The sequence below is a fragment of the Paenibacillus sinensis genome (assembly GCF_019904155.1).
Classification (GTDB): Bacteria; Bacillota; Bacilli; order Paenibacillales; family Paenibacillaceae; genus Paenibacillus_AQ; species Paenibacillus_AQ sinensis.
Window position 1 is genome coordinate 1 of record NZ_JAHCMB010000229.1, and the last position, 21,629, is coordinate 21,629.

General features: G+C 50.4%; 25 protein-coding genes and 1 riboswitch. Of the genes, 14 read left to right on the top strand and 11 right to left on the bottom strand.

The window, feature by feature from the left end; all coding sequences use genetic code 11:
* A partial coding sequence (locus KIH86_RS27460) for a hypothetical protein (protein WP_223110769.1) occupies positions 1-473 on the top strand: 473 nt, incomplete at its 5' end.
* 149 nt (positions 474-622) lie between these two features.
* Here KIH86_RS27460 and KIH86_RS27465 read toward each other — a convergent pair.
* A complete protein-coding gene (locus KIH86_RS27465; protein WP_223082913.1) occupies positions 623-1,471 on the bottom strand; it encodes a sulfurtransferase in 849 nt (282 codons plus the stop codon).
* A 71-nt stretch (positions 1,472-1,542) separates the two neighbouring features.
* Complete coding sequence (locus KIH86_RS27470) at positions 1,543-1,920, bottom strand: PilZ domain-containing protein (protein ID WP_223082656.1); 378 nt, start codon at positions 1,918-1,920, stop codon at positions 1,543-1,545.
* A gap of 343 nt (positions 1,921-2,263) precedes the next feature.
* Between KIH86_RS27470 and KIH86_RS27475 the strand changes: the two genes are divergently transcribed.
* From KIH86_RS27475 to KIH86_RS27490, 4 genes are all read left to right on the top strand, one after another.
* Complete coding sequence (locus tag KIH86_RS27475) at positions 2,264-3,895, top strand: sensor domain-containing diguanylate cyclase (RefSeq protein WP_223082659.1); 1,632 nt, start codon at positions 2,264-2,266, stop codon at positions 3,893-3,895.
* Positions 3,896-4,002: 107 nt separating this feature from the next.
* Entirely contained in the window at positions 4,003-4,818 is an 816-nt protein-coding gene (locus KIH86_RS27480) for a glycoside hydrolase family 73 protein (RefSeq protein ID WP_235775635.1), read from the top strand.
* A 12-nt stretch (positions 4,819-4,830) separates the two neighbouring features.
* Entirely contained in the window at positions 4,831-5,118 is a 288-nt protein-coding gene (locus tag KIH86_RS27485) for a holin (protein ID WP_223082664.1), read from the top strand.
* 186 nt (positions 5,119-5,304) lie between these two features.
* Positions 5,305-5,685, top strand: a complete 381-nt coding sequence (locus tag KIH86_RS27490) for a LytTR family DNA-binding domain-containing protein (protein WP_223082667.1) — start codon at positions 5,305-5,307, stop codon at positions 5,683-5,685.
* An 87-nt stretch (positions 5,686-5,772) separates the two neighbouring features.
* On the opposite strand, the gene KIH86_RS27495 is transcribed toward KIH86_RS27490, so the two are convergent.
* Positions 5,773-6,480, bottom strand: a complete 708-nt coding sequence (locus tag KIH86_RS27495; RefSeq protein WP_223082669.1) for a hypothetical protein — start codon at positions 6,478-6,480, stop codon at positions 5,773-5,775.
* A 125-nt stretch (positions 6,481-6,605) separates the two neighbouring features.
* Between KIH86_RS27495 and KIH86_RS27500 the strand changes: the two genes are divergently transcribed.
* Positions 6,606-7,505, top strand: a complete 900-nt coding sequence (locus KIH86_RS27500; protein ID WP_223110770.1) for a helix-turn-helix transcriptional regulator — start codon at positions 6,606-6,608, stop codon at positions 7,503-7,505.
* Positions 7,506-7,659: 154 nt separating this feature from the next.
* On the opposite strand, the gene KIH86_RS27505 is transcribed toward KIH86_RS27500, so the two are convergent.
* Entirely contained in the window at positions 7,660-8,679 is a 1,020-nt protein-coding gene (locus tag KIH86_RS27505; protein WP_223082673.1) for an ROK family protein, read from the bottom strand.
* Complete coding sequence (locus KIH86_RS27510; RefSeq protein WP_223082675.1) at positions 8,676-9,902, bottom strand: Gfo/Idh/MocA family protein; 1,227 nt, start codon at positions 9,900-9,902, stop codon at positions 8,676-8,678. The genes KIH86_RS27505 and KIH86_RS27510 overlap by 4 nt, the downstream gene beginning before the upstream one ends.
* 319 nt (positions 9,903-10,221) lie before the next feature.
* On the opposite strand from KIH86_RS27510, the gene KIH86_RS27515 reads away from it, so the two are divergent.
* From KIH86_RS27515 to KIH86_RS27530, 4 genes are all read left to right on the top strand, one after another.
* Positions 10,222-11,529 (top strand): ABC transporter substrate-binding protein, encoded by a 1,308-nt coding sequence (locus KIH86_RS27515; RefSeq protein ID WP_223110771.1) that lies wholly within the window; start codon positions 10,222-10,224, stop codon positions 11,527-11,529.
* 40 nt (positions 11,530-11,569) lie between these two features.
* Positions 11,570-12,439: a carbohydrate ABC transporter permease gene (locus KIH86_RS27520; RefSeq protein ID WP_223082681.1), complete on the top strand. Its 870-nt coding sequence runs from the start codon at positions 11,570-11,572 to the stop codon at positions 12,437-12,439.
* Between the two features lie 39 nt (positions 12,440-12,478).
* A complete protein-coding gene (locus KIH86_RS27525) occupies positions 12,479-13,303 on the top strand; it encodes a carbohydrate ABC transporter permease (protein WP_223110772.1) in 825 nt (274 codons plus the stop codon).
* 86 nt (positions 13,304-13,389) lie between these two features.
* Complete coding sequence (locus KIH86_RS27530) at positions 13,390-14,115, top strand: glucosamine-6-phosphate deaminase (protein WP_223082685.1); 726 nt, start codon at positions 13,390-13,392, stop codon at positions 14,113-14,115.
* A gap of 59 nt (positions 14,116-14,174) precedes the next feature.
* Here the strand turns inward: KIH86_RS27530 and KIH86_RS27535 are convergent, their stop codons facing one another.
* Positions 14,175-14,843 carry an SOS response-associated peptidase gene (locus KIH86_RS27535; RefSeq protein ID WP_223082687.1) on the bottom strand — a complete coding sequence of 223 codons (669 nt, stop codon included), beginning with the start codon at positions 14,841-14,843 and terminating at the stop codon, positions 14,175-14,177.
* Positions 14,844-15,009: 166 nt separating this feature from the next.
* Positions 15,010-15,207 (bottom strand): hypothetical protein, encoded by a 198-nt coding sequence (locus tag KIH86_RS27540; protein WP_223082689.1) that lies wholly within the window; start codon positions 15,205-15,207, stop codon positions 15,010-15,012.
* A 475-nt stretch (positions 15,208-15,682) separates the two neighbouring features.
* On the opposite strand from KIH86_RS27540, the gene KIH86_RS27545 reads away from it, so the two are divergent.
* Genes KIH86_RS27545 through KIH86_RS27555 form a run of 3 tightly spaced genes read left to right on the top strand, consistent with a single transcriptional unit; the run spans position 15,683 to position 16,768 of the window.
* On the top strand, positions 15,683-16,072 hold the full coding sequence (locus tag KIH86_RS27545; RefSeq protein ID WP_223082691.1) for a hypothetical protein: 390 nt from the start codon (positions 15,683-15,685) through the stop codon (positions 16,070-16,072).
* A complete protein-coding gene (locus KIH86_RS27550) occupies positions 16,059-16,610 on the top strand; it encodes an accessory gene regulator ArgB-like protein (RefSeq protein WP_235775636.1) in 552 nt (183 codons plus the stop codon). The genes KIH86_RS27545 and KIH86_RS27550 overlap by 14 nt, the downstream gene beginning before the upstream one ends.
* On the top strand, positions 16,607-16,768 hold the full coding sequence (locus KIH86_RS27555; protein WP_223082696.1) for a cyclic lactone autoinducer peptide: 162 nt from the start codon (positions 16,607-16,609) through the stop codon (positions 16,766-16,768). Before KIH86_RS27550 ends, KIH86_RS27555 begins: the two co-directional genes overlap by 4 nt.
* A gap of 225 nt (positions 16,769-16,993) precedes the next feature.
* Here KIH86_RS27555 and KIH86_RS27560 read toward each other — a convergent pair whose 3' ends face one another.
* The 4 genes from KIH86_RS27560 to KIH86_RS27575 all read right to left on the bottom strand — a co-directional run bounded on the left by KIH86_RS27560 (position 16,994) and on the right by KIH86_RS27575 (position 20,818).
* Positions 16,994-17,986 carry a ketoacyl-ACP synthase III gene (locus KIH86_RS27560; protein WP_223082698.1) on the bottom strand — a complete coding sequence of 331 codons (993 nt, stop codon included), beginning with the start codon at positions 17,984-17,986 and terminating at the stop codon, positions 16,994-16,996.
* Positions 17,987-18,216: 230 nt separating this feature from the next.
* Positions 18,217-18,567, bottom strand: a complete 351-nt coding sequence (locus KIH86_RS27565; RefSeq protein ID WP_223082700.1) for a hypothetical protein — start codon at positions 18,565-18,567, stop codon at positions 18,217-18,219.
* 193 nt (positions 18,568-18,760) lie between these two features.
* On the bottom strand, positions 18,761-19,138 hold the full coding sequence (locus KIH86_RS27570; protein WP_223082703.1) for a carboxymuconolactone decarboxylase family protein: 378 nt from the start codon (positions 19,136-19,138) through the stop codon (positions 18,761-18,763).
* A 45-nt stretch (positions 19,139-19,183) separates the two neighbouring features.
* Positions 19,184-20,818: a thiamine pyrophosphate-binding protein gene (locus KIH86_RS27575; RefSeq protein WP_235775637.1), complete on the bottom strand. Its 1,635-nt coding sequence runs from the start codon at positions 20,816-20,818 to the stop codon at positions 19,184-19,186.
* A 117-nt stretch (positions 20,819-20,935) separates the two neighbouring features.
* A riboswitch (cyclic di-GMP riboswitch) is annotated at positions 20,936-21,030 on the bottom strand.
* 250 nt (positions 21,031-21,280) lie between these two features.
* Between KIH86_RS27575 and KIH86_RS27580 the strand changes: the two genes are divergently transcribed.
* Complete coding sequence (locus KIH86_RS27580; protein ID WP_223082705.1) at positions 21,281-21,577, top strand: hypothetical protein; 297 nt, start codon at positions 21,281-21,283, stop codon at positions 21,575-21,577.
* Positions 21,578-21,629 lie beyond the last annotated feature (52 nt).

Sequence of the window (21,629 nt, forward strand, 5' to 3'; positions counted from 1 at the left end):
CTGTTCAGCAAAATCGGATTTTAGATTATGCCCAAACCAGATTGTCCGAAATGGATGTAGAGCAAGCTTTAAAAGATAAGGTTTATTCCTCTTTTAAGCAGAACCTTTACCAAAGCTCCTTGCAGTCTTCGACACAAGCAAATCAGCAGAATAATACATTTACTGTCACTAAAGAGCAAAGAGAGGCGCTTATTTCTGAAAATGTAAAAATAGAGATGGAAAAAATCCCCTCTAATCAAAAAGCTGCAGCAAAAGAAGCTGTTACAAAAGCAGTAACGGAAAATGTTGATAATACAATCAAAAAAAATACAGATCAAATTAATACATTTATTAATGATATGAAGCTATATTCTAAAAAATCATTAGCTTTGGGATTCGGGAACTTGTATAATTCGGCTGTTCCATTTGTATGTTTATCTAGTTTACTGGGTTTTTTGTTTTTCGGAGTTCGATTAAAGAAGATAAAAGGGTAACAGCCAGACGAACAAGGGGGAGATTTGGTCCTCAATAAACCCCACACCCCCCTAGATTCATGGCTCTAGGGGGGTGCGTTTGTTCAGTCATTCAACAATAGAGGGTTGATGTCGTCAGGTTTTGTTTGTTTCCAGGTGCCTCGCAACTTTTACTCTTCCCCAGTAGCCACCGGATTTTCCTCATAACTAATCCAGTCGCTCCAGCTCCCCGCATACAGCTTCACATTCTTGTATCCGGCGCGCTCCAGCGCCAGCACATTAGGGCAGGCGGTCACGCCGGAGCCGCAGTAGACGATGATCTCTTGATCCGGCTCGATTCCGGCAAAATGGGTCTTCAGTACTTCGGCAGATTTCCACTGCCCCTGAGCGTCCAGTACGTCCTTCCAGAACCGGTTGACCGCTCTGGGAATATGTCCGGCTTTGGCGTCGATCGGTTCCTCCAGGCCCGCATAGCGGCGGGGTTCGCGCGAGTCGATCAAGAGGGGAGAGGAGGCAGCTTCGGCATTCGCCGAGGCCAGCCGTACTTCATCCACCGAGGCCAGCAGCTCCGGGCGCGGGGCCGGCACATACGTGGCGGGGATACGGATCGGCTGCGCGTCCGTCACCGGGAATTTCGCCTCTTTCCAGGCGGAATACCCCTGATCCATGACGTATACGCGGTCATGCCCCAAATAGCGCAGCAGCCACCACAGTCTGGCAGCAAAGGACCCGCCCTGGTCGTCGTATGCGACGACAGCATTGTCGCTGCTGATCCCGGCTCTGCCGAGCACTTCAGTCAGCGCTTCGGGATCGGGAAGGGGATGGCGGCCGCCGTGCAGGCCGAGAGGGGCGGACAGCTGTTCCTCCAGATGCAGATAGACTGCTCCCGGTATGTGATTGGCCTGATAGGCGGAACGTCCCGCTTCGGGATCGGACAGAAGAAAACGGCAATCAACAATAACCAAATCCGGTTCGTACATGCGGGCAAGCAGCCAACGGATCGAGACAATATTGTCCAACATTTCACTTTACCTCTCTTTTTTATCGGATTAAAAAACAGAAATGAAAAAGACGGGCAAGCCCGTCTCTTCTAATGTCCCTGTTCCGAAGACATCGTCCATGTCTCCAGCTCGGAGTTCAGGCGTTCTTCTTCCTCTTCAGACAGAACAAGTCGAACACCATACTGAAACTGTCCCAGGCCATACATCCATCCCCAGCGAACGCTTCCGTTAAATTGCAGCATCTCTTCATTTAATTGAAATAAAATGATGATTTTGGTATCACCGGAAGTAAACCGCAAATTAAGCGGGGTACGGATTTTGCAGCCAGAACGGCTCAGGTCGAGAAGTACGCCTTCCGTACGCTTTCCGGCCCCGGGTCCCGTACTGCCCGCAGGCAGCTCCAGCCAGCACTCGATTGGCCGATTCATTACATAACGGAATGGTTCTTTTCTACTGGCAGCGTCCATAAATTACCTCCGCTCGTTTATTAGTTATTATATCGGAATGAGACGGTTAGAACAATTAGCCCGACAAATAATTTACAAAACTCCAATAACTAACTGATCTTACAGGAATGCCATGCAGTCGACAGAATCCGGCTCTACCAGTACGGATTTCCCAACAATTTCATGCCGTAGTACGTTCTTTATACCTAATCAAAATGCAGAATTTTGTCGATATATCTATTAAATCCATCACACTAAACAAAGGATTCATGTTCAGAGAACGAATCGGTACTTTTCAGGCTGATCACTCATCATAGAGAGATACATAACCTATTGATCGCGGCCTAGCTTGGAGGAAATCAACATGTCTATTAATCTGCGAACCTTGTTTGCCGGTGCTTTCGCAGTGGTGATCATTCTGCTGACAGCTCTGCTCAGTTATTTAATCGGGCATGAGTCTTCCAAGACAGCGGAAGTCAGCATCGGGAGATCGCTAGCCGTAGTTGCCCATCAGCTCTCGACGAACCTGGACAATTTCATGTGGGCCCGGGCCGGCGAGATTGAAGCGCTGAGCAAGATGGAGGTTTTTCAGAAGCCCATAGATAAGACCAAGGTTACGGAGACACTGAACCATCTGCAGGAGAGTCTGCCGGTCTTCACCTGGGTCGGATATACGGATGTGCAGGGGAATGTGCTTGCTTCAACGGATAATCTGCTTCTGGGCCAAAATATCAAGGAACGCCCGATCTTCAAAAAAGGGCTGAACGGTCCTTATTTCGGAGATGTGCATGATGCGGTGCTGCTTGCGAGTCTGCTCCCCAATCCGGAGGGGGAGCCGCTGCAATTCGTCGATATCGGAATACCGGTCAAGGATAAAAGCGGCAGGACGCTGGGCATGCTTGGAGCGCATTTGAGCTGGGAATGGTCCAAGCAGGTGGAGTCAGCGACGCTCGGTCCATTCAAAGAGAGCATGAAGGGCGTCCAGGTCATGGTCGTCGGAAAAAATCAGGACAAGGTTCTGCTCGGTCCCGGCGGAGCTGTTGGAAAGGTCATGAATGATCCAGCTGTACATGAAGCGCAGGGAGGCGGAAACTCCTGGATCATTGAACACACGGACAACGGAAAATCCTACCTGACAGGCTACGCCTACGGGAATGGGTACCAGAATTATTCCGGGCTGGGATGGTCCGTTATCGTTAGGCAGCCTGCGGAAATCGCGTTCGCATCCGTTCACAGGCTGCAGCAGTATATCGCCTTGTGCGGCTTGGCGACAGCATTGCTGTTCGGCATCGCGGGATGGTTCCTCGCAGGATGGATTGTCCGCCCGCTGAAGCGGATTGCTGAGAGTGCAGATGTACTGAGCTCCGGGGGACAAGCTGAAATTCCGACAACCACCCATATCCGGGATTTGTCCATCCTCTCTCATTCACTGCGGAATCTGATTGATAATCTGAGCCAGGCCGAAACGGAGCTCGGCCATATGTCCGATATGGCGCGGCATGATGTGCTGACCGGACTGCCGAACCGTCTGGCGCTCGACGACTATCTGGCCCATGCGGTAAGCAAAGCCAAGCAGAACCGCTCGACGCTCAGCTTCCTGTACATGGATCTGGATGGCTTCAAGAAAGTGAATGATACCATGGGCCACGGCGCGGGAGACAAGCTGCTGCAGGAGGTCGCGTTCCGGCTGCTGGACTCGACACGGGACCACGAGATGGTCACCCGGCTCGGTGGGGATGAGTTCGTTATCGTCCTTAACACCTCGGCATTGAAGCCGATGCAGGAGGCGGAGTCGGTAGCCAAGCGTATCATCGACAAGATCAATCAGCCGTATCTGATCGACGGCCAGATCGTCCATGTGGGATGCAGCGTCGGCGCCGCCGTCTGGAGTCCTGAATCGCAGGATACCAGCGAAATTTTGCGGTTGGCCGACGAAGCCCTCTACATTTCCAAGCGAAGCGGCAAGAATCGAATAACCTTTGAAACGGCTGTCTAAAAGACTCGTCTATCCGGCGCCTTCCCCACATCACGAGGGAGGCGCTTTTTCGTGTTTCTTATGAAAGACAGGTGAGCGCACAGGCATTGCTGAAAGAAACGCATTTAATGATAGAAAAAGGAGTTGATGAAATGGAGCCGGCTACATTCATTGCTACCATCGCACCGCTTGCTGTCAGCGATATGCAGAGGACCCGTGTGCCCGCTTCTCTGACGATTGCGCAAGCAGCCCTTGAATCGTCGTGGGGAAGCAGTGGACTGGCTGTCAAAGCCAACAACCTGTTCGGGATAAAAGGAACCGGCCCTGCGGGGAGCGTTACCATGCCGACGACGGAATATGTCAATGGGCGGCCGATTACCGTGAACGCTGCCTTCCGGGCGTACCATAATTATGGCGAATCAATCGCCGACCATTCGAGTTTGATTGTTCACGGAGTATCTTGGGACAGGGGGAAATACAGCGGGGTGCTTGGAGCGGATGGCCGTACGGCAGCCAAAGCCATAGCTGCCGCAGGCTATGCGACCGATCCCAAATATGATGAACTGCTGATCCAGCTCATGGATCGCTATAATTTGTATTCATACGATGAGGAGGAAGAGGAGATGTCAGCAGAAGACAAGAAGCGGATTACCGAGCTGGAAAATACCGTGAAACAGTTGAACTTGCTGATCGCCGGACTGACCGACAGCAGGGATACGCTGAAGAACGGGATATCGGAGCAGGGAAATGCCGTGAAGAGTATATTGGCTCGTCTGACGGCAGTAGAAGATAAGGAATCCGTTAATATCCCCGATTGGGCCCAGCCTGCTGTACAGGCGGCGCTTGGCGCTGGTGCTATCGATACCCCATCCGGGGGCAGCTATGATTTCTACCGGATTCTGACTGTGATATACCGGCTCGGTCTGATTGCACCGAAGAAATAAGAGGTGATCGGTATGATTAACAATGACGCACTCGATCATGTGCTCGCCTTCGCCTCGCTGCTGGCCGTATTTGTAATGTCGGTCGTCCAGTTGGTCAAGATCACTTTTAGACCTCCGAAAAGGTGGATTCCGCTGATCGGGGTCGGGATCGGCCTTCTGATCGGCGCTTCCGCTTATCCATTCACTACGCTGGATTTGGTCATGCGTCTATGGTCGGGAGCATTGGCCGGACTGTCTGCGACCGGCTTGTTCGAACTGGCTTTCAATAATCGAAATAGCTCGAAAAAGGATGGATCATGATTGCTGGAATGCAGAATATGCGCATTCCAGCAATTTTTTCTCATACTATTAGCATATTATTTGGAATTCACTCTATGCTTTTGCGCAAAAAACGGTATATAATTAGACTATAGTCGTTGAAATGGCAGCCATAGATTTGGTATGGAAGCGAGCAGTAATGTTCAGCTGAAAATGGAGTGGAGACCAATGGACGTAATAACTGTAACCCGTGATGAGGAAGGCAGCACAGGCTTGCTTTCGTTGCCGTTGCAGGACATCACATACATGGAATATCAGAAGTCAATTAACCGGATTATCATTCATACGCTGGAGGGCATCTTTTACACAGTCGGCACCTTGAAGTATTGGGCAGCCACGATTGCCAGCACCGGGTATGATTTCGTTCTTGCGGATAGAAACACCGTCATCAACATCTCCAAGATCAAATGTATCGATTCCTCCTTCAAAACGGCATATTTCGAAGAACGGGATTTGAAGGATGCCGAGAAATGCTATTTATCGGTAAAAGGCTATGAGAAGATCGTTACCCTAATCCGCAGCTCTGTTTCCAGAGTTATCCTGATTTGATGTTTGCCGCCGCCGTCGGGCGGTTTTTTTGCATATCCCGGTGCAGCTGAGGAGTGGAGACGATAACCGCCCGCTGTGTGTCCGGTACTAACTCGTTCTGATAAATCGCTTGGCGAAAGCGTCACGCGACGATTTCGTAAAATAGCGGCTGCTGATTTGCTCCTTCCACTCCGCATCGCTTTGAATCTGATCAAAGTTGGTGTTATAGAATTTTTCAATCGAACCTTTTGTCAGAGATACCGTGTAAATCGTCCCACTGAAGGGCAGTGAAATATCAAGGGAAGCAATCCCGGGGAATTTATAAAACAGAAGAGCGGACTGTTCCATCAATACCTGATGTACCGCATCCGGCGAATGGAATACTGACGCATAATCCGCCGTGGTTAATTTCGTATCCGGACGGGCCTGTTTGAATTCGGCGTAATCCTTATAATAGAAGATTTCCAGGTTATCCGTTCCCACCTCAAGTTCCCTGATATAAGCAGAGCCGTTCAGCTCCTTAACAAAGTCAATGATCCGATCCTTGGGAAGCGGAATCTGATCAGCGGAAAGGGGGGATTCGGAGGGTTGTACTGGTGAAGACGAGACGACAGGTACGGAAAGGCCCGGACTTGAAGCCGGAGCTGTTGACGGGACGAAGCTGGAAGGAGCGGACGGAGAAGCGGAAGTAGAAGCTGACGGCTGTGGAGGCGACGCTTCGGGAGAACTAGACCGCCAAATCGCAAATCCTATTGCACCGACCAGGATAACTGCCGCTATCGCTATTACCCAAATGCTGAATCTGGAACGCTTCATAGAGATCACCTTCCTTTGTTCAAATGGGCTGATACTTATAGATTACCCTTTACAGAGACTCATGCAATGCGAAAAAGAACACTCGGAGTTAGACTTCCTCAATCACTCTCGTCAGGAAAGGAAGGATGGACATCATGACCAACTATGCCGAGCTGCAAACCAGACAGGAATTGGCAGACTTTAATCTGAAGATCACCCGGAACTCTGCGGATTGGAAGATGATATGGGAGTGGCACGAACAGATTGAATTGATGTTTATTCTTTCCGGGAAGGGCAGGAAATATATAGAAGACAAAAGCTATGAATTTCGGTCCGGCGATCTCTTCGTGATACCCCCGTACAAGCTCCACCGTTCCGAATTGACCGATGAAACCGGGTTCGAAGCGCTGATTATTATTTTTCGTCCCAGCCTCCGTGAGAAATTTTGCCTGGTGGATGAGGAGGAGGGGATCGAGCATATTCTCAACAGCTATGCCGATTATTCCCCACATTTGCGCTTTTCCGAGGACAGGCTGCCCCGTATCGAAATTCCAATGCGCGCGATGGCTGAGGAATTTGTGAGAGCGCAGGGTTGTTCCCAGCGTTATCTTCTGGCTTCGCTTCAAATCCTTCTGATCGAAATCAACCGTGTCTACGATGAACAGGTTACTGCCAATCGGGCTACACAAGCCGAACGTGTTCATTTCTCCCCGATCATTACCGAGATTATCGGATATATTTATGAGCATTACAGAGATGACCTGACCTTGGCGGAGCTTGCCCGACTCTTTCAAATCAATCCCTCTTATCTGAGCCGGCAGTTCAAGAAAAACACAGGATTAACTTTATCCGCTTATATCACCGGCCACCGGATAACGATTGCCAAGAATTTGCTCGTTACGACGGAAATGAACGTGACGGAAGTGGCGTTCGGCGTCGGATTTAATAATATTTCCTATTTCAATTGGGTATTCAAGAACATTGTCGGCATGACTCCCAAAGTATTCCGCAAGGAGTCCATTGCCGGCAGGCTGATGGCCAAATAGAAAAGGCATCTTCGCCGGCTGGTTTCTGCCGGTGAAGATGCCTTGTGTTCTCTGTAAGCGAAGAATGCGGTGACGTTGAAGCTTGCCGCGATTGTGGAGATTTCTGTAACAGCGAAGATTGCAGTGACAGCGAAGGTTGCAGTGGCGTTGAAAGCTATTGCGGCAGTGAAGCGGCATCAGGAGCGGTCAGCCGCACCCAGGCGACCGCTCCCGCGCCAAGCAATCCGGCGTGGGAAGGTTCCAGCCGGGTGAGTTCTACGCACTCTAGACCCGCAAGCGCTCCAGGGAGTGAATGAGCAAATACATAATTCCGGATCGACGCAATTACCGGAGGACTGTTCATGACACTGCCCCCCATGACGATGGCCGCGGGATTTAACAGATTGACCATGTTGGCAATGCCTGTGCCTAACATCGCGAACGCCTTGTCAATCAATCCGGAAGCCAAGAGATCGCCCGTATCTGCGGCACTAATAATCGAGGCCGAATGAAGAGAAGAGCTTTCCTTAAGACGATGAAGGGCGGATTCGGGATGCTGTTCCAGTTCCCGGATCGCGGTATTGATCAATCCGCCTCCTGATGCCATTGGCTCCAGACAGCCCTTCTGTCCGCAAATACATGTCTCTCCCCCTGGGTCGAGCGCCATATGTCCCAGCTCTCCGGCGTAATTGGAGGCGCCGCGAATCAATCTGCCTCCAGCAACGATTCCTGCGCCAATTCCGGTTCCAATGTTAACGTAGATGAATTCTTTATAACGGGTCCCTAGACCCCAGGATAGCTCGGCCAAAGTGGCTGCGTTCACGTCGTTGTCCAGAAAGACGGGAACCCCGTAATCATTTCCCCACTCCGTGGCGAGCGGAACGGGGGATTCGAGCGGTATGTTCAGACAATTCAGCCAGATTCCCCGGGATGGATCGGTCTGTCCGGACACACCGGCTCCGATCGCCAATGGAGCCGGGCCATCCCAGCCGACAGCGAAGCTCCGCAGAGCGTTTCGAATGCTGGCAAGAGCGGCGCCCTCCGAGCTTCGGTCCATCGGGAATCGCTGTGACGCGATGACCCGCCCCTTCGAGGATACGGCTCCAACGAGAACCTTCGTTCCTCCGACATCGACACCCCAGACGACTTCATCATCTGTCGGGGTGAGCGGCTGCTTGGCGCTGCCGGCGTTCATGATCGGGGTTCTCTCCGGTAAGGCTCGTTAAGCAGCTTCGCCATACGGTCGCCGATAATCAGCACATCGCTCTCGCCGCCGGCCGCTTCTTCAGTGAATGCTTCCAGTTCGGCAAAGGTTATGCTCTTCCGGCCGCGCAGTTCCGATAGCTGCGCGCAGTTGATCACCTTGACGATCTGTACACCCCGCGCGGCATTCAGCATGGACTCCTGGCCGGTATCGACCGAGCGGTACAAGTTCGAGATTTCATCCTCGAAGGATAAGTCCTCTGACGCGTAGCTCTTGATCGGCAGCCAGCGTTCGCCGAATACCCGGTTCGTCACCTTCACATATTCACGGCCTTCCTCGTCGAAGACTGCCGAGACCGATCCCTCGCTTCCCTCTACCTCGATATATCCTTTAACATCGGAGCCGTCGGGTCCCAGCTCAGGCCAGGCCCAGGTCGCTTCGATGACGACATTAATCCAATCGCCGTTGGCGGGATTCAAATAACGGACCTTGAAGTGGGCGTCGTCATCCACCTCGATCTCCTGCAGTCTTCCGCCGACGAATCGGGTACGGTCCTTGACACGGGTGCGGATGGAGCGGACCTCCTGCGGGATTTTGTCAAATCCGATCATGAACCAGGTCGAGGTGACCGCATGTGTTCCATAGTCGAGGATGCTGCCGCCGCCCGCTTCGATGGGGTCAAAGAACCATTCGCGCCGGTCTGAAGAGGATTTGCCTCTGGCGATCCATACCTGCTGAACTTCGCCGATCATTCCGCTTTCGATGACATTGCGGATATGCAGGTAGCGGGGGATGAACAGATTATCGTCGTTCAGCTGAAATTTGGCGCTCGTCTTGGCGGCGGCGTCGGCAACAGCCTGGGCTTCGATCCAGGTGCGCGCCATCGGCTTCTCGCTCATAGCGTTGACATTTGATTTTAGCGCCAGCGCTGCGTAATGCGAATGCCAGCGGAGAGAGGTGCATACATCGACAATATCAACCTGGTCAAGCAGCTCGTCGGCGCTTGCGCATAATGAAATTTCCCAATCGACCGCAGCGCCTTCCTCTTCCAATAAAGAAAGATATAAGTCCCGGGCGCGTTCGGCCTGAACGGGATTTTGGTCGTAGATCGCGGTGATCCTCAGTCTGTCCCGGTGCGATGCATAGGCTGGAATATGAGCCTCCATAGCAATCGTACCTGTTCCGATACAACCGACTCGGTACTGCTTATTCATTACGTCGTCACTCCCCTAATTGGAAAATATGCTGTTGAGCGCTGGTGCGGTAAGACAGTTTTCATTATAAAAGCATCAAATTTGACATTCTAACGGTCATATGACTATTTATTTTGAGATTTTGCCTTTGCAAAAGATGATTATGATAGATATAGCGACATTCAATGTATATTTACATGATTTCCTATGTGAGAAAGTAAAGGAATTTATATTTTCAGTAAATATACTGGAAGTATTCGAGGGACGTTATTTTTAAAATCAGTAGTAGACCGGTTTGCTCAAATTTTAAATTTCGAATGGGGGAACGTACATGCGTAATATGAGGAGTTTGGTGTTAGCCGCACTGTTGGGTGGAGCAGCTGTCCTCTCGGGATGCAGCGGAGAGAATACGGAGGCTACTGCCGATAGCGGCGGTTCGTCGTCATCTGCCGTCACAACAACGACCATCGATTTCATGAGCACTTACGTAGGAACGGATCTTGCAGCGCAGTGGTTTAAATCCGTCTTTGACCAATTCAAAAAAGACCACGGCGATACGATTACTGTAAATGTCGAGGATGTCCCTGGCGAACAGAATTATGTGGATAAATTCAAGCTGCTGCTGTCCACAGAGGAGCTTCCGGATGTCGGAATTCCGGCACAGAACTTATTGGATATGGCGGTTGAAGCAAAGGTTGCGGTTGACTTGACCCCTTACATGGACGCCAATCCCGAATTGAAAGCCCAGTTCACTGATGAAAGCCTCGCGGCCAACACGTATGACGGAAAGGTATACGGCCTGCCCAATTACACCAGCAAGATCGGTTACTTCTATAATAAGTCGCTCTTTGAAAAAGCGGGGATTTCTGCACCGGCCACGACCTGGGACGAATTCTTCGAGCAGCTGAAGAAGCTGAAGGAAGCGGGCATTACACCTTTATCTCTGGACACGGCGGATACAGGCTGGATCACCTCTCTGTGGTTCAATGCCATGATTGGCAGCTCGGACAGTGGAGCGGAATTCATGAACACGAAGTATCCGACTGATTACAATCGACCGGAGGTTGTCCAGGCGTTCGGCAATATTCAGAACATGCTACAAAATTACACGACGACGGATGCGGTCGGAGCGAAATATGATAATGCGGCAACCCATTTCCTGAACGGAGAGACGGCGATGATCGCCAACGGAACCTGGATGATCGGCAATTTCTCGGATGAAACCAAGTCGATACCTGGGCTTGCCGATCAGATCGGCGTGGCGCTTTTTCCGGAGGGAACCCTATTCGAGACGCCGCAGAAAGGCTACTTCATTATGGCGAAAGACAAAGCCAAGCAGGATGCTGCTTTTGAATTCATTAAAGCGCTGGTCAGCAATGAGTCGCAGGAGCAAAATCTGATGCTGACGGGACAACTGCCGTTGTCGCCTCAGGTGAAGATCAGTGAGGAGGCAGCCGCTAAATATCCGCTGCTTACCGATCTGGAAGAGCAGTCCCAGAGTGCCAAGCATGTCATCCAGTATTATCAAAAGATCTGGTACAACAATGTATGTGTGGAGCTGAGCAACATTTATCCCGCCCTTGCGCTTGGTGACATGACGCCGGAGGAAGCGGCGCAGCGTCTGACCGAGACGGCGCAGCAGAATTAAGCGGGACCTGTTCGAGCATAGAAGGGAAGGAGCTGCTGGAATGAAGCACCACCGTGTATGGTATGCCGCTTTTCTCGCGCCCGCACTGCTGCTGTTTCTGTTGATTTACGCTTATCCGGTGGTCATGGTAATTTGGACGTCATTCTTTAACTGGAAGCTGTTGAAGCCGATGGAGTTCATCGGACTTGACAACTATATCCGCCTGTTCACCCGGGATCGCGAGTTCGGCATCGCGCTGCGGAACACCGCTTATTGGGTGCTGCTGCAGAGCACGGTCCATGTCGGACTCGGCGTTCTGATCGCGCTGGTGCTGAGCAAGAAGCCGAAGGGGTGGAAGTTCGTCCGGACGGCTTACATGATTCCCATCATAATCTCGTCTGCCGCGCGCGCCATTCTGTTCCTCAGCGTCTTCAATCCGCAAATGGGCCTGGTCAATTCCGTCGTAAGAGGACTTGGCTTCACCGGATTCGCGCATAACTGGTATTACGATCCGCATACTTCGTTCTGGACCGTTACGATGGGCTGGCTGCTCTTCGCATCCACGATAACGATTATCGTCCTGGCGGAGATCGCCACGATTCCGGATTCGCTGATCGAAGCTGCACGGATCGACGGCGCGAATTCGCTGCAAATCGATTGGTACATTCTGCTGCCGATGCTGCGCAGTATTATCGGGACAAGTGTGATCTTGGCGGCGACCAGCATGCTGAAGGAATTTGAAATGATTTTTCTAACGTCGCAGGGCGGGCCGAACAGCATGACGGTCAATCTGCCGCTCTATTTATACAAAACCGCGATGACGCTGAACAATTACGGCTACGCCAATGCAATCGGTACCTTCCTGATAGTCTGCGGCCTGGTGATCGTGCTGCTGACGACGCGATTGTTCCGTTTTGGACAAACCGATTAGTGAAAAAGGAGGGACAGCATTATGCAAGGCTCCCAGCGTATGAATCGGGTAGTGTTCGGTGCCCTGAAGTACGTGTTCCTGCTGCTTGTTACGATCATGTCGCTGTTTCCCATCCTGTGGGTCATTCTGTCTTCCCTGAAGACCAGCCGGGAGATCGTGTCTTCGCCGCTGGCTCTGCCTTTGGTTCCCCGGCTGGATGGATACCGGACGGCACTGGAGATTTCGCCGCTGTTCTCCTTCTACGGCAACAGCATCATCGTATCTGTAGCGGCAACTGTCCTCAATGTTCTGCTGGTAGGAATGGCGGCATATGTGTTTGCCAGGTCCAGATCGCGGCTGAACCGGACTCTGATGGCGGTGATGTCCGTCTCCCTGTTCATTCCCGTTACGTCAATGATGCAGTCCATTTACTCGGTTATCCGCGGGATCGGGCTGTATGATACGAAGTCGGGGCTCATTCTGGTCTATGTGGCCATCGGATTGCCGATTACGCTGTTCATTATGCGGAGCTTCTTCCTGACCATCTCGCATGAGATTGAGGAATCGGCCTATATGGACGGCGCAGGATTTCTGCGGACCTTTCTGTTGATCGTGCTTCCGATAGCTAGACCCGGACTCGCGACGGCCGGGATTCTTCAGTTCCTGGCTTGCTGGAATGAATTTTTGTTCGCGCTGACGTTGACGACTAGCAATGCAAGCCGGACGCTGCCTTTGTCGCTGAATTATTTTACATCCATCTTCAACACCGATTACTCGGCGCTGTTCGCCGCCATTACCATGATCATCCTGCCAAGCATCGTGCTGTTCGCGTTGGCACAGGAGCAGGTGGTAAGCGGACTTCAGGCCGGATCGGTCAAAGGTTAACTGTTCTAGATTCAGTGTGCTGCTGTTTCCCGGGAGGAAAAGAGCTGTTAGAGATTTATTAGGAATGATATTTGGGGGGAAGCCAGATGGAGTCGGTGATCACGGTAACACGGGCGGAGTTTGACCGCAGAGCTGCGGAAGAGGTTGGAGATTTCATCCGGGAATTGCCGGAAGCCAAGATAGGCTTTGCCACAGGGGCGACGACCGTTGGCCTGCATAGGGAGCTTGCGAGAATGCACCGCGAGGAAGGACTGGACTTTGGCCGAATCCACAGCTTCAATCTGGATGAGTACGCCGGGCTGTCGTCCCGGCATCCGTTCAGCTGCCGTTACCGAATGGAGGAGCAGCTCTTCGGCATCGTCAATATTCCCCGTCGTCATATTCATTTTTTGAACGGGGAGGCGGTAGATCCTGCGCGTGAATGCCGGGAATATGAGGCTTTGATTGATGTGCTAGGCGGAATTGACTATCAGGTGGTGGGGATTGGGACGAATGGACATATCGCCTTCAATGAGCCGGGGACCCCGTTTCATGCGACCGCCGGTGTTGTCGATATTTCGGGAAGAACCCTGGAGGACAAGGCATATATGTTCGGCGGCATATCAGGTGTGCCAAAACAAGGGATTACGCTGGGGATCAAGAACGTCATGCATGCGCGTCGTATTCTGCTTCTTGCCAAGGGAACAGAGAAGTGTGAAATCGTAAAGGAAGCGCTGCAGGGACCAGTTACCCCGGATATCCCGGCTTCGATTCTTCAACTGCATCCAAGGTTGACCGTCATAGTGGATGAAGAGGCTGGCGCAGGGTTGTGATCAGTCAGAAGGATTTCGGATAACCCGCGGCGCCCTGATGTTCCGCCGGGCCTTGGCGCTTAAGCTTCCTCCAGCAAATCCTTCGTGTCATTGCGGACATTGCCGACCTTGGGGGAGACGGCATATGCTCTCATTCGCTGTGCATCATAGGGCCGCAGCATATGCACCAGATTGTCCGCGTTTTGGTTGTCCCGGTCAAGCCAGGCTGCTTCATCCTCCGGCCGCAGTATCACCGGCATCCGGTGATGAATCTCCTGCATCAGCTGATTGGCTTCGGTCGTTACTACCGAGCATGCAGCCTGTTTGTCGCCTTTTTCATCCAGCCATATATCGTAAATCCCCGCCAGGGAGAAAATACTGCCGTCATTCATCACAATCCGCATAGGCTGCTTGCCTGATGAGGTGGTCATCCATTCGTAGAAACCGTCCGCCGGAATGATACATCGCCGGGATGACAGGAGGCGCCTGAAAGCCGGTTTTGCGCCAAGCGTATCCGCCCGGATGTTAATCAGCGGCTTGCCGGTTTGAGCACGGTCGATCCAGGAGGGAATGAGCCCCCAGCGGAGAGCGCCGATCCGATTGCCATGCCCGCTTCCGATGACAGCCGGAATCATTTGGCCCGGGGCGGCATTGTATTTGGGCGCATAATGTATGATCGTTACATCATTGGTGTAATAACGGAGCATCAGCTCCTCAATCGAAACCGTAATCGTATATCTGCCGCACATGGGCTAGTAACCTCCAGACGTAAGCTATGCCCAATACTATAACATGGCTCCATCACAATCAATATTGAGAAAGTGGTACATGTATGTTCCATCCTTTACGATATTAAGTATCTTCAGACAACTGCCCGCTGCCAATAAGGCTGCGGGCGATTTGGTGTAGAGGAGCTTAAGGGAGGTCGCATAATTGCTGTGCCCGTTTAACTGCCCATATCGGGAAGGTTATTTCTCCTTTATCCGTCTTCATAATCAAATAATTCGGCTTCTTGTCAAGCTCGCACAGTCCTTCATAAGTCTCTCCGCTTATTAAGTGGACCCGTATAACCTTTCGAGCCTCGACCGCCTCTCGCAGTTGTCTTTCCTCCATATGCATGATCTCCCTTTTTACTCAAAACAGAAATGGCTATGTCCTTTATTAAACCGATTTTCGGCGAATACGAACAGCTTCGAATCTTATTAACAAAATTGTAATAAGTATAGTCATTTGCATGGAACATGGTTACGGCTGCTGGATAGTAAAAAAGCAGTGTACGTGAATATGTAAATAGTTATATAATCGAACTATCGCATCAGTTCATTTATTACATTTCAGGCGGTGTTGTAGGGTGTCTTGGGAACCGGTCGGATTTATGTTTTTTTCAATGTTAGAAACGTTTGCGCTTTATTTCTTGGTTATGTGTCTTTTTCGCTTTAAATTTCAGGATTATGCCTGGCATGCAATCGGTTTGACTCTGCTCATCAATTTTCAAAGCTATATTTTGCGAAATGATTTTTCGTTCGGCAATCTGATGCCTTTAGTCACGATTTTCTTTTTTATCGTGTTTTACAAGGTGGTTGTCAGAATGCCTTTTGTATTTGCTACGATTGCGACCATTTCGGGTTATGTTATTTTTGGAGTGATTCAGAGTGTTCTGGCCATACTGCTGTTCGGTTCGATTGGAGCGGTAGAGCACTCGACCGGTAACGGTTATCTGCTTCAATTCGCCACCGCCGCTGTAATTATCCCTGTCTCCTGGTTTGTATACCGGCTGGGACATGGATTCACGTTTGACCTTAACAAGCTTCGCTTTAAGTTCGAAGACATTATAACGGTCATACTGATTGCGGTCTTCTTGCTTAGTATTACCTCTTTCCTGTATTTTCAGCAGCTGTATATGAACACGATTTTCTTCTTCGCCACATCCGCTTATCTGCTGTACTATTCGATGAGAAAGGATAATGAGAGTGATTGAGCAACTGTCGGCTTATACCGCAGCGGCGATCAAGAGAGCAGTGCCTGATCATCCCGCGAGCGAAGCTGTACTGAAGTATGCGCTGGAAGGCATCTATAATGCTTTGTTCATTATCACTTTATCGCTGATCATTTCCGCTATTACAGGCAGGGTGGGGGAGGCTGCGACTCTGCTCCTGGCTTTTGCAGTTCTCCGGCAAATTACAGGCGGGATTCATCTGAAATCCGGCACGCTCTGTGTCCTTGTCTCGACTGCGACCGTCACCCTGCTGTCCTTCGTCCCTGTTTCAACGCCGCTATTCTTCTTTGGACAGACGGTGAGTCTGCTTCTTATTCTTCTTTTCGCACCTTCCCGTATTGAGCGGCAGAGCCGGTTTCCCAAATCCTTGTATCCTCTTTTGAAAGGGATGGGCCTGCTTCTGATTCTTGCAAATTTATGGATTCATTCATCCATGATTGCCGCCGCTTTCTTCGTCCAATCCTTGACCCTCATTCGATTGCCTGTCTCATTGAACAGGAGAGGAGGTGAGAGCTTATGACAATAACACGTTTATTAAAGGAAAAGCTTGTGTATGGTGTGGCTTCTTTTCTTGCTCTAGCGGCTGTTTATTTTGTAAGTGCTCCAAGCATACTCTATGTTCATCAACCGGAAGCCCCTGAAGAGCTGCTGAGAAAAGGGACTTCAATCGACAAGTAGGCAGGAAGCAAGAGTAGCAACTTTTCGCAGACCCAATATTCCTTCATAGAAGGGAGGAACGCCGCCAGAGAGGATAAGAACGGAGATATGTTCTTTTTGGAGGGCAGCGGCAGGCTGGAAAGCCGGACTAAATGAGAAGTTTGTATTCGACATTGCTTTTGGCCAAAAAAACAAGAACAGGGGTTGTCCAAATGGACAACCCCTGTTTGCAATGGTGAAAAATAATTAATACTCCATTACAAAAGCGACGTTCTGCCAGCCAGCGCCGACAGTCCAGAACAGGACTTTATCGCCACGTTCAAGCTTGCCCGAATCCACTGCCCGGTGAAGGGCGATAAACGGGCTGCTCGTTGATGTATAGCCGAACTCGTCTCCAATATACACGGGGGCGTCGGCAGGGATGCCGGTCTTCTCGGCTACCGCGCGAATATTCGGAAGAGAGAGCTGGGAGAAGCAGGCGACCTTAATGGAATCCGGATCAATTCCGTTATCCTTGAGCAGTGAGTTAATCGATTCCGAAGCGGCGTCAACACAAATGGAATCATCGAACGGAATAAATTTGACGGTGAACTGTCCCGGAGCGACTCCTGTGTGTCCCAGGCTGGATAGTCCTTCCGCAGGGAAGGTGGAGTTACCGTAAACGCATGTGTCCGTTTGATAGATCGAATCGATAAAGCCAACACCATCTTCGGTGCGCTCCAGAATAAGCGCAGCCGCTGCATCACCGAAATTTGCGTAATACACCGGATCGTTCTGGTCGGCATGCGGCTTGACATGATCAGAGCCGATTACGAGGGCGCGGCGAATTCTTGGATTGGCCATCATCTGGCGGCTGACCTGCTCCACAGCGGCGGTCATGCCGGCGCAGTTCGCATTGCTGTCGATGCAGATTGTATGAGAAGCCGCATTGATCAGCCGATGGATCATCAGGGAATTCGTAGGGAAGATATACTCAGGTGTCTGGCTCGCATATGCGATGAGGTCAATATCTTCACCGGCAAGTCCTGTTTTCTCCAATACATTGCTTGCCGCCTCAAAAGCCATGGTCAGCGAATTCTCTTCCGGACTGTCAATGCTGTACCGGTTCTCGCGGCCCAGAGCATTCAGGAGTCCGCGGATATCAACACCTTTTTCATCAAAGTGCTGAATAAAAAAATCGTTGCCGACTTTGTTGCTGGGATGATAGATATCAATGTCCCGTATGACGATCCCCGACATATGAGTCCTCCTAAAAGTTTTGTAAGCGAAACTTCCTGGATATACTTCGACAAAACTTGCTTCGGAAGCATCTGCTTAGTTTTGTAAGCGAAACTACCTGGATATACTTCGGCAAAACTAGCTTCGGAAGCATCCGCTTAGTTTTGTAAGCGAAACTTCCTGGATATACTTCGGCAAAACTTGCTTCGAAAGCATCCGCTTAGTTTTATAAGCGAAACTTCTGAACTACATTAAGCTTGAACAACGGAGACGACGTCAAGGTTCTCGATGCCGGCTTTGCGTCCGAGACGGGACAGCTGCATCTTGAGAATCGGATTGTTTTCAAGCGTGAGTTTGACTGTGGTGAAACCGTCGTTCTTAAACATTACGAAGCAGCCTTCCAGAAGCGGCACGACATCCGGAGCCGTTACATTCAGCTTGCGGCAGTCAATGTCCAGTTTGTAGTCGGCAGGGTTAATCGGTTTGATCGTTTCCTGGTACGCCTGGATAGAGGTGAGTCCGTCTTGTTCCGAAAAAGTGCCCTCCAGCTCAATGTTCAGCACCTTGCTCGCTGTGTCAGTCTTCAGAATAAATTTTCCCATCTTTCATCTCTCCTCGCTTCATTTTGATTGGACTAAGCATTGAAAAGAATTGGACTTCAAAACATCCCGGATTCAACAAGGTCATTGTCGAAAAATAAGGAAATGTGACTCTAATTGTCGGGATAATCACTTAATTAATATCATATATTTCGCAACTCTGCAATAAAAAGGTTTCACAAGAACTATATGGATTTCATTCCATATTCTGAAGTTCTTCCAGAGTTTCCTGAAGAATGGTAAATGCCGAAATGATGCGCGGAGCGCCGACGCAAGGAAGGAGGTGAAGCAGGACGCCTTTGATCTGGTCGACGTTCATGCCCACCTTCAGCGCCATTACATAATGGACACCCAGTTGTTCGAACTGCCCCATCGTAATGAGGGAGGAAATCACTGCGATTTCCTTCCAGTCTGGGCTGATCGACTTGCGTTGAAAAATATCACCATAGGCGCTTCCCAATATGAATTCAGCCAGCTCCGGAAAATGCTCCTGAATCGGGGCGAGAGCCCTCGCTCCATAATCTCCCGAGAGATTGGAGAAGTGCTTCAGTCCGCTATCCATGTTCTCTTTCATTTGTACTCCTCCTTGGTTTCAGGTATCGGAACAATTTGGACCCGATCAGTCCATTACCAATGTACGATGGGCAGTAGGAGGCACCTCGGCTCTGTCTGTGAGAAGCTCGATGACGGCTGTATGCTTCGAGGACATAGCCTGCTTAACGGCACTTGCGAATTCATCCATCGTCTCACACCGGTAGCCTGTTGCTCCGAGCGATTCGGCGAATTTAACGGCATCCATTGGCACTTCAAAAATCGTTCCGTCAATACGGCCTGTCGTCTTCTCCATTCCCTTCAGAGCCATGTCCAGCTGCTTGTTGTTCACCACGATGAAAATAACGGGAAGATCCTTGCAGACGGCAGTGTTGACTTCAGCGCCTAGCATCATGAAGCAGCCGTCTCCCGTGATACAGAAGACCGTCTCATCCGGGACGGCGCACTGCGCCCCGATCGCCATGCCAATTGAATTGCCCATGCAGGCGAAGTAAGCATCGAAGACAAAGCTGCCGGGCTTCTTGACGTTGTACCATTTCACGGCGTTGAAGCCGTGGCTGCCATCATCGACGAATAGACTGTGGTCATAAGGAACTAGATTACTCATCTCCTTCATAACCGATGCAAGCGACAAACCAGTGAGAACCGGCAACTCCTCGCCATAGTTCACATTCGTCTCCGTATGCCGGACCGGAAGCTTGGAGTGATCGACATGCTGCAAGTATAGTCTGAGATTGTCGCGAAGATCTCCGCCGACGGATATGGTGCTTGAATTCAGTATTTTTCCGACGAAGGTGGAATCAATATCGAATTGAATCAGCGTCTTGGGATGGTTCTCCGGCTTCAGGTTGCAGATGGTCATATCGCTTAGCCTTGATCCGAGCACGATGAACAGATCGCTCATGTTCATCAGATCGTCGCCATGTTTGCAGCCGCCGACGCCGACAGGGCCGTGATAAAGGGGGTGATCCCAGGCAATGGCGCCTTTTCCTCCGGGAGTCGTGACAACCGGGATGTTAAAAGTCTCGGCCAGCTTAACCAGCTCTTTATGAGCGCCTGACCGGTTAACGCCTTTGCCCGCAATAATCAGGGGATGGGATGAAGCGTTGATCGCATCAATTACGCGCTGCGTATTGGCCAGGCTGACGAGCGATTCCCGTTCAGGCAGTACAATCCGGCATTCCTCGAGAAGCTCGGCTTGAACATCAAAAGGGATGCAGAGATGAACCGGACCCCGTTTACCGCTGAGCGCAATTGAAATGGCGTGATTAAAAATCGTTGCGAAATGATCGGCCCGTTCGACGAGCTTGCTGAATAGTGTGGCGGGACGGAACATGTCGGCCAGGTCTGCGAGATATGAAGAGGAGTCCTGGCATTGCGGAATTCCAAGTTCCTTGATGGATTGATGTCCTGTGATGAATAAAACCGGCAGGTTGTTGGCTTTGGCATGCGCCGCGGCGGTCAGAAGATTTGTTCCTCCCGGTCCGGAAGTACCAAAGGCGACACCCAGGTTCCCCGTCTTGAGCGCGTAGCCTGCCGCTGCGAAGCCGGAGCTTGATTCATGTCTTCCCGGAATAAACTCGATTCCGTAGTCAACCATTTTGAGTACAGCAGGACAAATGGATTTGCCTATAATTCCGAAAGCGTGCGTTACCCCAAGCTCTCTCAGGGCCTTCGCCATAAAATCTGCAACTGTCTTCAAAACCTTTCACCCCACCGCTTATTGTAGTTGTGTAAAAAAACAAAAAACCCGCACTCAGCGTGGAGCACAGGTTGATTGACAATCTTAAGATGCGACAGGATGTAAACCTTCGCTCAAGTCAGCAACCTGGCAGTCATGGCCCCGTAATAATCGAGACTGTAGACCCATGGCTTTGCGTCATTCCCTTTCGGAGAATTTTGCCCATCTTCAATTTTTAAAAAAATGAGAGAATATTTACCTTTACAATATATTCCTTAAGAGGGGGTTGTCAATGGAAAACGTGAAAATTCATGAAATGAATGAAAAAGATGTTCGACAACCGCCTTTTTTCAATCTACTATTATTCGATTACTGGGACTTTAGTAGAGGTGTTCAAGGCGAGGTCGTAACAGATTCAGGATGTAGAATCACCTAGATGAATCTGCTACAATACATTTATCAAGATTTTAAGGGGCGGAAGCTATGAGCAATGATCTGTCTGAGCTGCTGAGATCCGTGATACGTGAAGAATTGGCGCCGGTCAATGAGCGACTGGATCATGCAGATAAGCAAATGGGTACTGTGATTGAACAGCTTGAAAAAATGGATCAGCGACTTGAGCGTATTGAGGAAGACCAGCATTTGATTAAAAAAGCCGTTCTAGATACGAATGAGCGGGTTATGAAAATGGAAACCGTACTAGAAAATCAAAGCCGAATCATTGAACTTTTATCAGCTCGATCTATTGAACAGGAAGCGCAGCTAAAAAGAATCAAATAATTTCTGAAACCTGCTCATGGGCTGAAATTCTTAACTTTTAACTCTAATTCGC

What these genes read in the sequence shown, in the direction of transcription:
- KIH86_RS27470 (WP_223082656.1), bottom strand. Translation starts at nt 1,920, where the DNA reads ATGGACGCTGCCAGTAGAAAAGAACCATTCCGTTATGTAATGAATCGG.
- KIH86_RS27475 (WP_223082659.1), top strand. Translation starts at nt 2,264, where the DNA reads ATGTCTATTAATCTGCGAACCTTGTTTGCCGGTGCTTTCGCAGTGGTG.
- KIH86_RS27480 (WP_235775635.1), top strand. Translation starts at nt 4,003, where the DNA reads ATGATAGAAAAAGGAGTTGATGAAATGGAGCCGGCTACATTCATTGCT.
- KIH86_RS27485 (WP_223082664.1), top strand. Translation starts at nt 4,831, where the DNA reads ATGATTAACAATGACGCACTCGATCATGTGCTCGCCTTCGCCTCGCTG.
- KIH86_RS27490 (WP_223082667.1), top strand. Translation starts at nt 5,305, where the DNA reads ATGGACGTAATAACTGTAACCCGTGATGAGGAAGGCAGCACAGGCTTG.
- KIH86_RS27495 (WP_223082669.1), bottom strand. Translation starts at nt 6,480, where the DNA reads ATGAAGCGTTCCAGATTCAGCATTTGGGTAATAGCGATAGCGGCAGTT.
- KIH86_RS27500 (WP_223110770.1), top strand. Translation starts at nt 6,606, where the DNA reads ATGGACATCATGACCAACTATGCCGAGCTGCAAACCAGACAGGAATTG.
- KIH86_RS27505 (WP_223082673.1), bottom strand. Translation starts at nt 8,679, where the DNA reads ATGAACGCCGGCAGCGCCAAGCAGCCGCTCACCCCGACAGATGATGAA.
- KIH86_RS27510 (WP_223082675.1), bottom strand. Translation starts at nt 9,902, where the DNA reads ATGAATAAGCAGTACCGAGTCGGTTGTATCGGAACAGGTACGATTGCT.
- KIH86_RS27515 (WP_223110771.1), top strand. Translation starts at nt 10,222, where the DNA reads ATGAGGAGTTTGGTGTTAGCCGCACTGTTGGGTGGAGCAGCTGTCCTC.
- KIH86_RS27520 (WP_223082681.1), top strand. Translation starts at nt 11,570, where the DNA reads ATGAAGCACCACCGTGTATGGTATGCCGCTTTTCTCGCGCCCGCACTG.
- KIH86_RS27525 (WP_223110772.1), top strand. Translation starts at nt 12,479, where the DNA reads ATGAATCGGGTAGTGTTCGGTGCCCTGAAGTACGTGTTCCTGCTGCTT.
- KIH86_RS27530 (WP_223082685.1), top strand. Translation starts at nt 13,390, where the DNA reads ATGGAGTCGGTGATCACGGTAACACGGGCGGAGTTTGACCGCAGAGCT.
- KIH86_RS27535 (WP_223082687.1), bottom strand. Translation starts at nt 14,843, where the DNA reads ATGTGCGGCAGATATACGATTACGGTTTCGATTGAGGAGCTGATGCTC.
- KIH86_RS27540 (WP_223082689.1), bottom strand. Translation starts at nt 15,207, where the DNA reads ATGGAGGAAAGACAACTGCGAGAGGCGGTCGAGGCTCGAAAGGTTATA.
- KIH86_RS27545 (WP_223082691.1), top strand. Translation starts at nt 15,683, where the DNA reads ATGCCTTTTGTATTTGCTACGATTGCGACCATTTCGGGTTATGTTATT.
- KIH86_RS27550 (WP_235775636.1), top strand. Translation starts at nt 16,059, where the DNA reads ATGAGAGTGATTGAGCAACTGTCGGCTTATACCGCAGCGGCGATCAAG.
- KIH86_RS27555 (WP_223082696.1), top strand. Translation starts at nt 16,607, where the DNA reads ATGACAATAACACGTTTATTAAAGGAAAAGCTTGTGTATGGTGTGGCT.
- KIH86_RS27560 (WP_223082698.1), bottom strand. Translation starts at nt 17,986, where the DNA reads ATGTCGGGGATCGTCATACGGGACATTGATATCTATCATCCCAGCAAC.
- KIH86_RS27565 (WP_223082700.1), bottom strand. Translation starts at nt 18,567, where the DNA reads ATGGGAAAATTTATTCTGAAGACTGACACAGCGAGCAAGGTGCTGAAC.
- KIH86_RS27570 (WP_223082703.1), bottom strand. Translation starts at nt 19,138, where the DNA reads ATGAAAGAGAACATGGATAGCGGACTGAAGCACTTCTCCAATCTCTCG.
- KIH86_RS27580 (WP_223082705.1), top strand. Translation starts at nt 21,281, where the DNA reads ATGAGCAATGATCTGTCTGAGCTGCTGAGATCCGTGATACGTGAAGAA.